This is a genomic window from Paenibacillus cymbidii (assembly GCF_004764705.1).
Classification (GTDB): Bacteria; Bacillota; Bacilli; order Paenibacillales; family NBRC-103111; genus Paenibacillus_AN; species Paenibacillus_AN cymbidii.
On record NZ_SHLX01000038.1, the window covers coordinates 20,899 to 34,694 of the forward strand.

8 protein-coding genes and 2 pseudogenes are annotated in these 13,796 nt (G+C 60.4%); 7 read left to right on the forward strand and 3 right to left on the reverse strand.

The genetic code is table 11. The features are described from left to right. The first annotated feature begins 540 nt into the window (after window positions 1-540). The 7 genes and pseudogenes from EXY20_RS33515 (at window position 541) to EXY20_RS33540 (ending at window position 8,831) form a co-directional block, all read left to right on the forward strand. Window positions 541-3,498: a fibronectin type III domain-containing protein gene (locus EXY20_RS33515; protein WP_167859704.1), complete on the forward strand. Its 2,958-nt coding sequence runs from the start codon at window positions 541-543 to the stop codon at window positions 3,496-3,498. A 103-nt stretch (window positions 3,499-3,601) separates the two neighbouring features. Continuing rightward, window positions 3,602-3,879: pseudogene (locus EXY20_RS40755) on the forward strand (TetR/AcrR family transcriptional regulator); the annotation flags it as partial. Window positions 3,880-3,966: 87 nt separating this feature from the next. Continuing rightward, a pseudogene (locus EXY20_RS40760) lies at window positions 3,967-4,146 on the forward strand (hypothetical protein); the annotation flags it as partial. 12 nt (window positions 4,147-4,158) lie between these two features. Next, on the forward strand, window positions 4,159-4,488 hold the full coding sequence (locus tag EXY20_RS33525; RefSeq protein WP_135556792.1) for a DMT family transporter: 330 nt from the start codon (window positions 4,159-4,161) through the stop codon (window positions 4,486-4,488). Between the two features lie 2 nt (window positions 4,489-4,490). Then, a complete protein-coding gene (locus EXY20_RS33530; RefSeq protein ID WP_135556793.1) occupies window positions 4,491-4,841 on the forward strand; it encodes a DMT family transporter in 351 nt (116 codons plus the stop codon). Between the two features lie 103 nt (window positions 4,842-4,944). Then, entirely contained in the window at window positions 4,945-7,302 is a 2,358-nt protein-coding gene (locus EXY20_RS33535) for a DUF5050 domain-containing protein (RefSeq protein WP_135556794.1), read from the forward strand. A 980-nt stretch (window positions 7,303-8,282) separates the two neighbouring features. Further along, a complete protein-coding gene (locus tag EXY20_RS33540; protein WP_135556795.1) occupies window positions 8,283-8,831 on the forward strand; it encodes an NADPH-dependent FMN reductase in 549 nt (182 codons plus the stop codon). A gap of 104 nt (window positions 8,832-8,935) precedes the next feature. Here the strand turns inward: EXY20_RS33540 and EXY20_RS33545 are convergent, their stop codons facing one another. From EXY20_RS33545 to EXY20_RS33555, 3 genes are all read right to left on the reverse strand, one after another. After that, complete coding sequence (locus EXY20_RS33545; RefSeq protein WP_135556796.1) at window positions 8,936-11,647, reverse strand: MGH1-like glycoside hydrolase domain-containing protein; 2,712 nt, start codon at window positions 11,645-11,647, stop codon at window positions 8,936-8,938. 270 nt (window positions 11,648-11,917) lie between these two features. Further along, entirely contained in the window at window positions 11,918-12,550 is a 633-nt protein-coding gene (locus EXY20_RS33550) for a GNAT family N-acetyltransferase (RefSeq protein WP_135556797.1), read from the reverse strand. A 17-nt stretch (window positions 12,551-12,567) separates the two neighbouring features. Beyond that, complete coding sequence (locus tag EXY20_RS33555) at window positions 12,568-13,767, reverse strand: acetoin utilization protein AcuC (protein ID WP_207671375.1); 1,200 nt, start codon at window positions 13,765-13,767, stop codon at window positions 12,568-12,570. Window positions 13,768-13,796 lie beyond the last annotated feature (29 nt).

Here is a 13,796-nt window from a genome sequence, read left to right on the forward strand (position 1 = left end):
GTCTTCCTCCAGATTCTCGTCACTGCAGCTTCTCCCTGGCCGGCTTTATATGGACAAGGGACTTTCTGAGCCAGATGCATATAGGTACATGACGCAGAAGATGATCCCTCGCAACTTGGAAGTGTCGGAAGGTCCGGAGGTGGCTTGCCCCTCCTTCTCGTCGATGGCGAAATCGTACCGTTTCGGCAACCATTTTGCAACCATTGGACCTTCATTTTTGGCAAGCTTCATGTCAAAAAATTTTATTCAACCGATCGATTTGCAAATCTCTTCAATCGGTATATTCCCTCAGTATTTCTAGATACTCCCTCATAGAATTTCACCCATTTCATAGTATACACTGTATTCAATGTCGCTGCTTTTCCATTATCAGGGAGGCGTTGGGTTTGAAGCGCTTTGCGATTCCCCCACCGCCCGGCAAAAGCGCGACCAGTTCCGCATGCCGAAAGGAGGACAATCGGGAACTTCAGCACCGCTCGACCAACCGGAGTTTCACTGTACAACCGCACGCACCTTAATCATGAAAATGGAGGAATGTCCATGAAATTGGCAACGTTTTCGCGTCACGCAGCCTTGATGCTATTTGTGTCGCTCCTGCTCAATTTCCTCAGCTTGGCGGCTTTGACGCCGCAACGCGCCCACGCGCTCGAACCATCGGCGTTAATCCCGCTGAACACTTCGATGGTGGTCAACGAATCGTCTTACGGCAATGCCACGTGGATGGTTGACGAACATGACAAAGTGGAAGATCCGCGCGGCAACGTGTGCGTGAGCGGCGACTGCAAACCGCTGACCCAATGGAACCCCTCGGGGCATTACACCGGCGCAAGCGCCTACATCGATCTGGGCGATACGTACAAGCTGACGGACGTTTACCTGTACGATGCGAACAATGTCGGCTATTTGACCGTTTCGGTCGGCACCCCCGGCAACTGGGTTCCGGTAGGCGACGCCGTGTATACCAACACGTACAATTCGTGGCAGACCGTAAAAAATCTTGCTCCGGTCTTCACCCGCTATGTCCGGATAACGATGACCAGCGGCGCTCCCCTCTTCAACGAAATCGTGCTGTACGGCTCGCCGCCCGATCATACGCCGCCTGGCAAGATCGAAGAGTTGAACGTCAGCGCCGCGACATCGACCTCGGCCAAGCTGCAATGGACGGCCCCGGGCGAAGACGGCAACCTGCGCACGGCCGCGTCCTATGACATCCGCTACAGCACCGCGTCGATTACCGATGCGAACTGGGCGGCAGCGACGCCGGTAGCCGGTCCGCCGCAGCCGGCCGCGCCGGGCGTGACGCAAACAGCGACGGTCGGCAAGCTGATGCCGAACCGGGAGTACTTTTTTGCCATTAAAACGCTGGATGAGTCCGGCAACGTATCCGCGTTGTCCGAAGTTGCACACGCCACAACGAACGCGGCCGGCAAAATTGTGCTGAGCCCCGGCATGGTGACGAACGAATCCGCCCACGGCGACGCCACCCTGATGGCCGACGAGCAGTCGCTGTCCGGCGATCCGCGGGGAGGCGCGGGAGGAGCGCCGCTGACGCAGTGGACGCCCGGTTATGCGGCAGGGACTTATCCGGCCGGCGCTTATATCGATTTGGGCAAAGATTATGTTCTGACCGACTTCTGGATCTACGATTCGAACGGCGTCGACTACTTGACGCTTTCGACCGGCTCGCCGGGAAATTGGGACGTCCGGCAGTCCGTTTATATGAACACCTACCGGACCTGGCGCTCCTATGTGCCGCCGACCCCGCTTCAATCCCGCTATGTGCGGACTACGATGGAGTACGGCGGAGCGAATTTTGGCGAAATCGTGCTGTACGGCGTACCGGCGACACTGGATACGATCGCCCCGTCGGCCGTGTCCGATCTTGGCGTTGTGACGGCGACGACAAGCTCGATCGCATTCGCCTGGACGGCGCCGGGAGACGACGACAATACCGGCATCGCCTCGTCCTACGACATCCGATACAGCACGTCGCCGATCACCGAATATAACTGGAGCAGCGCCACTTCGCTAAACGGCGTGCCGGCGCCTGCCGCCTCCGGGACGAAGCAGTCGATGACGGCAAGCGGTCTCGCGAACGGCACGGTGTACTATTTTGCAATGAAAACGACCGATGCGGCCGGCAACGTTTCCGCGTTGTCCAACGTGCTGAAGAAAGGAACGCCGACCTATACGTGCACCAAAACGATTCGCGAATCCGACCATCAGCAGTTCTTTTACGGCACCGCCGGCACGACCAAATCGGACAAAATGTATCTGGACTTGTCGCCCGGCAGCGTGCTCTGCATTGAAGGCAACCGGACTTATCTCAAGCTGCTGGACATCAACGGCACCGCCGAGCATCCGATCATCATCACCAACATCAACGGCGAAAGCCTGATCGCCAACGACAATCTCGGCTACGCGCTTACCGTATCGAATTCGACCTACTTCCGGCTGACCGGCACCGGCGATCCGGAATACACCTACGGCATCCGCGTCAGCAGCAAAAAAAGCGGCGCCAACGCCGTATCCATCGGCAGCTTGAGCCAGCAATACGAAATCGATCATCTCGAGGCGTTCGACAGCGGCTTCGCCGGCCTGATGCTCAAATCGGATCCGACGTGCGACTTGAGCGCCAACCGCGGCCATTTCGTCCAACGCAATACGGTTGTCCACGATACGTACATTCACAACGTCGAGGGCGAAGGCATGTACATCGGCTACACGTTCTTCAACGGCCACGAAATCGCATGCAAAAACAGCGTCGGGGAAACGGTTTATGAAACGGTATATCCGCATACGCTCGAAGGGTTGCGCGTTTACGACAACCGCACCCAAACGACCGGACGCGACGGCATCCAGGTGAGCAGCGCGGTAAGCGACGTCGAGGTGTACAACAACGTCATTGACGATTATGCCACCGAAGACGAGCCTGGCCAGACGAGCGGCATCCAGATCAATCCGGGGACGACCGGGCGCTTCTACAACAACCTGATCACGAACGGCATCGGAAAAGGGTTCGAAGTGCAAGGCTGGGGCAACATCTTCATCTACAACAATGTGATCGTCAATCCGTCGTCCTACGGCATCTTCAGCAAAGATGCCCGCGACAACGCCGGCGATCCGGTGTACGCCGATACGCGCGGCCACCATTTCGTCAACAACACGATCATCGGCCCTACGGAAACCGGCATCCGTTTCGACAATACGGCTTTGACCGGCAACACGTTCGACAATAACATCGTGATTACGCCGGGCGACGAAATCATCGGTTCGGGCACGAACCTGACGCACGTTAACAATTTGACGTATGCCGACATCGGGGTACTGCATTTTGTCAACGCGGCGGGAGGCGATTTCCATCTGAGCGCGGCTTCGACGCTGGCGATCGACCAGGGCGCGGACGTATCCGGGCTTGGCGTCGACGACGATTTTGACGGCGGGACGCGGCCGTACGGCAGCGGGTACGACATCGGCGCGTACGAGTATCGGCCGTAAGACGGTTATACCTAGAGAGCGTTCGGCGTTGGCCGGACGCTTTTCTTCTGTCACTGCCAAACAAACCGTCCAGACGGTATACTAAATGCCGAGGTGGACGGATATGAACCGCAATTCCAAACGCGCCGCGATTGTATTGGCGGCGCTTCGCATCGCCCAGAAAGACGGCGTGGAGAAGCTTACGCCGGGCGCCGCCGCGCAAGCGGCCGGGGTCAGCAAAGGCGGCTTGCTGCACCATTTTCCGAACAAGGATGAACTGATCAAGGCCATGATAACGCAAGCGGCCGACGAATTCGACGCCTTGGTCGCAGCCAAGGCCGCGGGAACGGAAGCTGCCGCCGACACGGGTCGCTGGAGCCGCGCCTACCTCGAGGCGACACTTGAGGAGAGCCGGCAAGAAACCGGTCTGAGCACGGCGCTTGCGTTGGCGCTGTTCGCCAATCCGGAGCTGCTGGCCAAGCTGCAGAGCCAATATGCCGGGTGGCAGCGGCATCTGGAGCAAGAGGTATCGACCCGGTGGACGCAACGATCGTCCGGCTGGCGGTCGACGGCCTGTGGCTGGCGGAGCTGTTCGGGCTCGGCACGCTTGCCCCAGCATTGCGGCAGCAAGTGATCGGCAAATTGCGGTCGATGACGGAGCAAGGATAGGAGGACAGCCGGATGAACGCTTACATACTGCTTACGGCCGCCATCGCGAGCGAATTGTTCGGCAGCACGATGATGAAGCTGTCGGACGGCTTCAGGAGGCTGCTTCCCAGCATCGGGATGCTGGCCGGGATGGGCTGCGCCTTTTATTGTTTGTCGCTTGCCCTGCAATCGATTCCGCTGGGGACGGCGTACGCGATCTGGTCGGGAGTAGGGACAGCCGCAACGGCGCTGATCGGGGCATTCGTCTTCCGCGAGGCGATCACGGCCAAAACAATCGCCGGCCTGGCGCTCATTGTCGCCGGCGTCGTCGTCATGAGACTAGCCGCGGGAGGTGAAGCGTAACGATGCGAAACGCCAACCGTTTGGCTAAAGGGTACACGGCGCTGGGCTTCGCCATTGCGACCGAGCTGTGCGGCACCTCGATGCTGAAGCTTTCGCACGGTTTTACAGCGCTGTGGCCGTCCATCGGGGTTGTGGCCGGATTCGGGGCGGCTTTCTACAGCTTGTCCGTCAGCCTGCGCTACATCCCGCTCAGCCTGGCTTACGCCGTCTGGTCGGGCATCGGCACCGCGCTGACGGCGCTGATCGGCATCGTCGTTTGGGACGATCCGTTTCATGCGCTTACGCTGATCGGCATCGGGCTGATTATCGGGGGCATCGTCCTGCTGAACGGCACCGCAAAGGCGGAGCCATAACGCCTTCCGTACTCCGTCAGGATCACAATCGATCGCCGGCAGCAACCTTCCCTCCGCTTCAACGTCTATTCTAGGAGAGTTCACAAGACGGGGAGCGATTCGGATGAAAAAGAAGCTGCTCGGCTGCTCGGCGGCCGTCATCATTGCATTGGGCTGCGGCATGTTGCTTCCGGCGGGGGCAAGCGGGGCCGCCGAAACGAGCGTAAACGTGACATTGCCGAACTTCAACGTAAGCTTGAACGGGCATCGGGTCGACAACGAGTCCAGGGAATACCCGCTTCTGGTATACAAGGATATCACTTATTTTCCGATGACGTGGTACGACTCGCGCCTTCTCGGGCTGGAGGCGAACTGGTCGCCGGAGAACGGTCTTCGCATCGATCAGGAGGCAGTAACCTCCTCCTACGAGCCATATCGAACAAACTTTAAGAACGCTGCTTCCCGCTATACCGCCACCGTACCGCAAACCGCGATTGCGATCAACGGCCAATCGATCGACAATACGAAAGAAACGTATCCGCTGCTGAGCTTTCGCGACGTGACCTATTTTCCGCTTACGTGGCGATTCGCTCACGACGAGTTTGGCTGGGAATACGAATGGGACTCGGCGCAAGGGTTGTCCATCCAGTCGCACAACCCGCAGCTGCTTGATGCCGGTCTTCCCGCCGATGCCGCGCGGAACGATGTGGCGCTGTACAAGGGCTATCTGTATTTTGCCGAAACGGAAGGGACGCAGAACCGCATCGTGCGCGCGCCCATCGGGCAACCGTCGAATCGGGAGACGATCTACACGTACAGCGTCGACTCCGGTTACGGTTTGCAGACGGCGGTTTATTTTCAGCTGCGCGAGGACGGCCTCTGGCTGACGTACCATTCCGGCGGCGCCACGATGGGCCATGACACCTTCGTCCACATCAGGGACGACGGCACAGCGGAAGAACGGTTCAGCGGTTATCTCGATTTCAAAACGACTCCAATTGGCACGCTGATCGTGCAGATGGGCAACCCTCCGCGCGGAGGCAATTTGTCGCTGGTGCCGTCCGGCCAGACGGGAACGGTGGGCACGGCAGTCGGCAACCCGGAGCTGTTGTACGGCAGACATGTCACGGTAAGCGAGTCAAGCGTCGGCGTCGGGAACGATTATTCCTCCACCGTTGTCGGGAACGTCGTTTATGCGCTCGGCTCCCGCTATTCGTTGGACCGGAGCGACGATCTGAACAAAATTTACGCCATCGATCTGCGTACGAACGAAACGACAAAAATCGTCGACAGCGGAGTCCGCCAGTTTCAGATCGCCGGCGACCGGCTGATCTATGTCAAAGATGCGGACAATACCTTGTACGCCTCCCGTCTCGACGGAACGAACGAGCGCAAGCTGTCCGATCGTCCTGTCTCCTGGTTCGCCGAAACGGACGGCAACATCTTCTATACTTCGGGCGGCGAAGACGGTTCTTATTTGCTGTACCGGGTCGAGGAGAACGGCAACGATCCTGCCGTTTTGCAAGCGCCGCTGCGAAACGTCCAGCTCGTGGACGGCAAGCTGCTCGCCCTGCCGGACGAACAAAATAACGGCGGAGCGTTCGTGCTGGACGAGGCGGGCCGGCTGCTGCTGACGATAACGGACCCGGTCGACCGCGCGTTCGTCTCCGACCAAACCATGGTTTGGGCCGCTTCCGCTTCCGGTAAAATCGTACGTCTGACCGATCTGCCCGTCGTCAGCCTGCAGCCGATCGATGCATACATCAACTTGTCGGCCAAAACCGATGTCCACACGACCGCTTCCGAACGTTCGCCGGTTGTCGCTTCGCTCGCGCCGCAAGCCGTTCATGCGTTTGAAAAGTGGGGGGACTGGTATCACATCCGCAGCGAGTGGCTGGGCGACGCCTGGATCGAGGTCCGTGAATCGAATGCGGCCGTCGCCGCCGCGGCGAATCGGGGTCCCGCCGGCTACCGGCCGCCTGTGTTCGTACCGCTGAGCATCATGGACGGTACTTGGACGTTCGAGCATCAGTACAGCGAAGTAGCGTTTAATATCGTTTATTCGACCGGCGTCCATGTCGCCCCAAACTTGACCTTTCCTCGCACTTACGTAGAAACGGTCCCGCTGGGCGAGCCGCTTGCCTTTCATTTGTCGCTCATCAACCGGGGAGTCGAAACGGCGGCGACAGTGACCGGGCATGATCTGGAAATGCAGGTGTTCGACCGTGGACGTTTGCTGTGGAGAGGCAAAGTGCCTGCCGCGGCGGCGATTCCGCTGAATAAGCTGGCAACCGTGGGGACGGATCTGCAATGGGACCAAAAAGACGCCAACGGTTATCCGGTTCCGGCCGGCCGGTATGAGCTCTATTTGCGGACGCCAACCAACATAGCCTATACCGTCGATGGCCAAACGGGCACTTTCACCGAACATATCGACCACATGGCCGATAAAACGTTGGGCGGCGGGTTCACGATTGAATAAACGCCGGCAATAATCGTCACCGATTGACCGTGTTCGGCAAATTTCCCGGGAAATGTATGATCGGTTGGGGGCCGTGCGCCTCACGAGCTGGTTCCATGGCTGCTCTTATTTTCGCATGTTCCGCCTCATTTGGTGGTTTTTTCATCCATTAGCGGCTGTGGGTTCCGTTTACATGTTCCAAGGCACCGATCCGGTACTCATTGGGGTTCGTCGGACCGCTCGAGGCCGGTGAGTACCTGAGTAGAAACAATTTTTCCGGCTTATCTGCTCCGTTACGGACAACGGCAGTGATATAAGCCGGTTTTTCCGGCTTATCTGCTCCGTTACGGACAACGGCAGTGATATAAGCCGGTTTTTCCGGCTTATTTGCTCCGTTATGGACAGCGGCAGCGGTTTAAGCCGGTTTTTCCGGCTTATCTGCTCCGATCCGGACGACGGCAGCGGTTTAAGCCGGTTTTTCCGGCTTATCTGCTCCGATCCGGACAGCGGCATCGTTTTAAGCCGGTTTTTCCGGCTTATCTGGTCCGATCCGGACATCCCGCAGCGGTTTAAGCCGGTTTTTCCGGTTTTGCGGCTTATCTGGTCGCTGTGAACCTTCTCCCCACTCCGCCTCCAACCATCATTAGTTCGGCCACTTCGGGAAATACTACTCAACAGTCGGCCGCAAGCAACCCCCATGCATGTCCAAAAGCCGCCGCTCCAAGCAGCATGCCTGCAGCGACGGGTTTCCGCAAGTATACCGGGTTTCCTCAACTATACCTGGTATGCTCAAAGTGCCTACTTCACTCTTCATTTGCAATTAACTATACTTAAGTAAGAAAAACTTAATTCCGAAGCAACTCGGGATGATCGACCGCCCGTCCACACATGACTCGGAAGTTTTTCATGCGGGATCAGACGGCTGCCTTATGCAGCTCATTCCTGCCGATTTTGCAAGAAACAGAAAAAAAATTACCTACTCATCATTCGGAGGGATTGGAATGGCAGGAGAAAAACTTACCATCGGCATTATTCTCGGCAGCACGCGGCAAGGACGAGTGAGCCCGCAAGTGGGCGAATGGATCAAAAAAATCGCGGACGAACGCGGCGACGCCAACTACGAAATCGTCGATATCGCCGACTACAAATTGCCTTTCTTCGGCGAAGGAACCGGCCAGGAGCCGGGATTGGTCGCCTGGCAGGCCAGGCTCGAAAGCCTCGACGGCTTCGTGTTCATCGTGCAGGAATACAATCACAGCATTACAGGCGCGCTGAAGAACGCGCTGGATTCGGCTCGCGACCCGTGGAACAACAAGGCCGCCGGCATCGTCAGCTACGGTTCGACCGGCGGCGCCCGCGCCGCCGAACATCTGCGCGGCATTCTCGGCGAACTGCTGGTAGCCGACGTACGTGTCCATCCGACGCTGTCGCTGTTCACCGACTTCGAAAACTATTCGGTGTTCAAGCCGGCCGAGCTTCATCTCGTCAACGTCAATGCGATGCTCGACCAAGTGCTCGCCTGGAGCGGCGCGCTCAAAACATTGCGTTAATTGGCAGCTTGAAGACGCTCCAATCGTTACTTGCGGTACTGCCTGAAGACCAAAGGGTCTTCAGGCTTTTAGTGTTGTCCTGCCGCTTCGGAATTGCGCTCCGTTCACTCTCCCGTTATGCGGACATTCATCTCGCGGTCGGTTGCGGAAAGCCGCAGCTCGATCAAGCCGTCATGCCTCATGACGACGGGAATTTCGCGATCGCCGCCGGCGCTCGCGGCGGTGTAGCGCAAGCCCGGCCGAAGGCAGACGAGCACTGTATACGGGCTCGCCATATCGTTGGCCCGGTGCGTCCAGATCAGCTCCGCACGCGTGTGGCGCTCGTCGAAACGGATGTCCCGCATCCATACGTCGAAGCCTGCCGTAACGCGGCCGATCCGGTGATAAGCCGCGAACCAGCTCAACACCGGCGCGGACAACCCGCCGAACTGGTGCCAGCCCGCACCGCGCCCGGTTTCGATCATGAAATGCTCGAAGCAATGGTAACTCTCCGCCGTTTCTTTCTCCCACAGCGCCAGCGCAGTGGAGGCGATGCGCCAGGCGTCGTCGGCCTGCCCGCAGTCGAGCATCATTTTCCAGTAAAACCATTGATGAGCCATCCAGACGGCCCCGTTCCAATAACCGCTGGACGAATAGTACGGCGCGCGCCGGTCGACCGTGGACAAGCCGATCGGGCTCCACAACCGTTCGCCGTCGCGAAGATGGGCAAGTAGCGTTTCGCCCCGGGCGCCATCGCAAATGCCGGCAACGAGCGGATATGTCCCGTCCAGTCCCATGTTGTAGTTGACGCCGCTTTCGTGGCGGAGAATGCCCGCCGGCGCCCCCGTCTCGTCGTGCCGCACATAGCCGTAATAGCCGCTCTCGCCGTCCCAGGCATGCTCGTTCACGGCGGCGGCGAACGCCGCCGCGTCGGCCTCGTAGCCGGCAAGATGCTCGCGATGCCCCAGCGTTTCTGCGGCAAAAGCCAGCAGCTTGGCGAAACGCGCGGCGTGGCAGGAGACGGAAACCGGCGCCACCTCCCGCGTCAATCGCTGCCGATGCACGTGCAGCTGCGGCGGGTAGTCGTCCCAACCGCCCGAATTGTAGAAGTAATCCCACGTTTGCAGCAAGCCCGAGCGGTGCGGGTTCGTCGTCGAACCTCCCGCCTGGCCGCTGAAGTACAAATAATATTGCCGCAGCCGGGGGTAAAAATAAGCCAGCCAACCGCGGTCGCGGTGCCGGTTCCACAGCTCCTGGAACAAATACGCCTGCACCGGCACCATGCTGCCGTGATGGATGAACGCCGCATGCGGATCGCCCGGATCGGTCACGTACGCGTTCAGGCAGTCGGCGGCCCGCTCCGGGTCAAGCTCCGCCAGGCCGAGGCCGATGAAGCCGGAGTCCCACGTATACAGCGAGTCCCACCATCGGCCGGGCGTATAATGGCGGATGTATCCGCGCCTGACGTAGACGGGGAACACAACGTTCGTCGCCAGCGTAGCCGCCATCAATTGCTGGCCGAACGCATACTTGCCGCCGGCCGGCACAACCTGCCCGGCCTGCAGTTCGGTCCGCTTCGCCTGCACCTCGGCCTCCAACGCCGCTGCTTTCTCCTCCACGAACCGGAGCATCATCGTGCGAACCTCGTCCTCGGTACCGCAACAGACGAGCCCGAAGAGCGTCCGACTCGACTCGGGAGCAAGCGGGATCGGCCGCAGGAAAATGTCGGCGAAATGCCCCTCTCCCCCTTCGTCGCTCAGCACCGAACGCACGTGGTCGTGAGCGGTGAACCGCATGAACCGGTCGAGCTCAGCGGCGTAAAACTCGCGGATTTCCCCCGTCGCGCCCGTCCAGAGCACGCCGTAGACAGTGTCCGTTCCTTCGTAGCGCAGCAGCAGCGACAGCGGAAGCGGGCCGGGCAGCAGCGCCGGCACCGGACGGAGCGGCGTTTCGACGAAACGCACCTCGTCCGCCTCGTTCCCCGCCGCCACTACAAAACCGTCCAATTCGGCCGGCGCCCCTCCTTCGGCAGTCAGCTCAAGCGTATGCGCGCCGGCAGCCAGCGGCGCAATGCCAAGGCGAACGACCTGCACCTCGCCGTTGCCTCCCGGCAGACGTACGCTCCCTTGCAGCAGCCCTTCCGCGCGGAACGCGGCGGTTTCGCCCGCGGCCACGCGATAGCGCAGCAGCATTACCGCATCCGGCATATCCTGCGGCAGCTCTACCCGGTAGCTGACGTTGTCTCCCGCGTCGGCGCCGAATCCCGCGCCGAGGCCGGAGCCGCCGACGAATCGCTGCACCCGCGCCTCGCCCCGCAGCATGCCGTCATAGACGAGCCCATCGCTCGGCCGCGGGTTGGCGAAACGAAGCGCTGCGTAATCCAGCGCATCCGTCCACACCGCCGTCTGCGGCAGCTCGGGCACCGCTTCGCAAAGCGCCGGGCCGTGGGCGCGAAGCTGCGGGCCGTGCAGCGACGCAACGCTGTGCAGCACGAGCTGCTGCGGAAGCCCGGTGCGGTTGACGCACTCCGCACGAATAAGCCGCTCCTTGTCGGAACGCGCGGTGAAGGAAATATCCGCGTACACGCGGTCCTTCCACTCCAGTTCGTGGCGGTGGGCGTAATAAGTCAAGTCGGGAAGCGCCTCCCAGGGGTGGTAGCCGGATTCCCACAGCACGTTCGGCACGTCCACTTTCCGGCGATACAGCCCCGGGAACACGCCGAGATCGAAGCGATGGCCGCGGCGTTTGTCGGCGATGTGGGAGATCCCGATGTACTTCTTCGTATAAGGCCCCCAATCCGGCAGCCTCAGGTCATGGTTGTTGTCATAGTCGCGCACAAGTTCCCGCCTCCTGTGTGATCGGCAGCACCGGTTCGCCGCCTGCACGCATATGAGCCCATTGTAGAGGAGACATCCGGCAAAAGGATACGCTTACTTTTTGCCGGATGATCGAATTTTTAATGTCGGGAGGGTGCATGAGGGTGACCGGGGAGAGAAATAGGCCATAAAAATGGCCTATTCCCCCCATTTCGCCACTCTCATCGAAAATAGCCAGTGAAAACACTGGTTATTTCGCGGCGAAGGCCCGTATTTGGGTGCCCCATTCCCTCAATACATATACCGGTACTGGAAGCGGACCCGGTCGAACCGTTCCTCCGACGCCAGCGGCACGTCCTCGCCGACACGCACCATCAGGCAGTTGGCCGGATGGGAGCAAATTTCCGGGTCGTCGGTGGCGTACCAGACCATGTCGACGCTCTTCATCAGCCGCTCCATCATCGCGCGGTATTCCCACACGGACAAGCCGCTGCCGCGCAAGTCCCAATGCCAGTAATACTCCGTCGTGTAGACAATCACGTTCTCCATCTGACGGCCGGCAAAAGCGAGCTGCAGCAGCTTCTTGCCAATGCCGAAGCTGCGATAGCTGTCGGCCACCTCGATGGCGCCGAGCTCGATCAGGTCGTTCATTCCGCTTTGCGACCAGCGCTCGTACGGATCGGGATAATGAAACGTCACGTAGCCGACGATCGTGTCGCCGTCGCGGGCGGCGATGATCCTCCCTTCCGGCAGGGCGGCGATCTCCACGAGCGCCTCCAACTGCTCGGGCGGCCGGCGGAACGCGTCCAACTGCTCGTGCATGCTCCATTCGGCCAGCCGTTCGGGCGGCACGGGACCTTCGACGACGAGCTTGCCGAGCTCCCGTTCGATCGTCAGCGAGTGAAACGTTTTGATATGATCCATGGCTCGGTTGTCCCCCTTCAATCCGGCTGACTGCGCTGCAGGTTCGGAAGATACAGCATGGCATGCTCCATCACTTGCCGGTTCTTCTCGGCAATCTGGCTCCGTCTCGGCATCGGCTCCCAGTCTTGGACGGGGTCGAGCCAGGCAGCCGGCAGCGGATCCGGGCTGTGCGGCTGCCAGCGATCCGCCCACCCTTCGGGAAGCGGCAGATCCGGCCGCTCGCCCAGGGCGGCGATCAGCGGATGGTCCGTCATCGCCATCCACACCAGGCTCCAGGCGCGGGGAACGACGCGCCAGATGTCGTAGCCGCCGCCGCCGAGCGCCAGCCAGCGCCCGCCGCAATAAGCGTGCGCCAGCTCGTGGATCACTTGCGGCATCCGCCGGTAAATGGCCATGCTGCAATGAATGTGCGCCAGCGGATCGAAGGCGTGGGCGTCGCAGCCGTGCTGGGAGACGATAATGTCCGGCCGGAAGCCGGCGATCGTCCGGCGCAGCGGCGTTTCAAAGCATTCGAGCCACGACTCGTCTTCGGTATACGGCTCGACCGGGATGTTGACCGTGGCGCCGAAGCCGAGGTCGTTGCCCCGTTCGGCCGCCATGCCCGTTCCGGGATACAAAAACTTGCCCGTCTCGTGAATCGAGAACGTACATACGTCCGGATCGCTGTAAAAAGCGAACTCCACCCCGTCGCCGTGATGCACGTCGGTGTCGACGTACAGCACGCGCGCCTGGTGATGCTTCCGCAGGTGCGCGATCGCAACCGACGCGTCGTTGTAGACGCAGAAGCCGGCGGCCTTGTTCGGGAAGGCGTGGTGCAGCCCGCCGCCGAGATGCAGCGCATGGTCGCGCGCCCCCGACATGACCAGCTCGGCGGCGCGCAGCGTCCCGCCAACCGCGTTGGAGGCGGCTTCATGCATATGCGGAAAAAACGGCGTGTCCCCATCGCCCAAACCGAACCGGTCCGCTTCCCGCAGCCATTCGGGCGGCGGCGGAACGTCGCTCAACGCGCGAACGGCGCGGACGAATTCGTCCGTGTGCACGAGCGCCAGCTCATCCGCCGTCGCCATACGCGGCGCAAATACGTCGGCGTCCGCCAGCGCGCCGGCGCTGCGCAGCAGGTCGGCGGTAAGCGCGAGCCGCTGCTGGTTGAACGGGTGATCGTCGGGGAACCGGTACTTCAGTTCGTCCGGATGATAAATAAAGGCGGCTTGATCCATCGCGACCGCCATCCTTTCCGTTAAGAGTC

What these genes read in the sequence shown, in the direction of transcription:
- EXY20_RS33515 (WP_167859704.1), top strand. Translation starts at nt 541, where the DNA reads ATGAAATTGGCAACGTTTTCGCGTCACGCAGCCTTGATGCTATTTGTG.
- EXY20_RS33525 (WP_135556792.1), top strand. Translation starts at nt 4,159, where the DNA reads ATGAACGCTTACATACTGCTTACGGCCGCCATCGCGAGCGAATTGTTC.
- EXY20_RS33530 (WP_135556793.1), top strand. Translation starts at nt 4,491, where the DNA reads ATGCGAAACGCCAACCGTTTGGCTAAAGGGTACACGGCGCTGGGCTTC.
- EXY20_RS33535 (WP_135556794.1), top strand. Translation starts at nt 4,945, where the DNA reads ATGAAAAAGAAGCTGCTCGGCTGCTCGGCGGCCGTCATCATTGCATTG.
- EXY20_RS33540 (WP_135556795.1), top strand. Translation starts at nt 8,283, where the DNA reads ATGGCAGGAGAAAAACTTACCATCGGCATTATTCTCGGCAGCACGCGG.
- EXY20_RS33550 (WP_135556797.1), bottom strand. Translation starts at nt 12,550, where the DNA reads ATGGATCATATCAAAACGTTTCACTCGCTGACGATCGAACGGGAGCTC.
- EXY20_RS33555 (WP_207671375.1), bottom strand. Translation starts at nt 13,767, where the DNA reads ATGGATCAAGCCGCCTTTATTTATCATCCGGACGAACTGAAGTACCGG.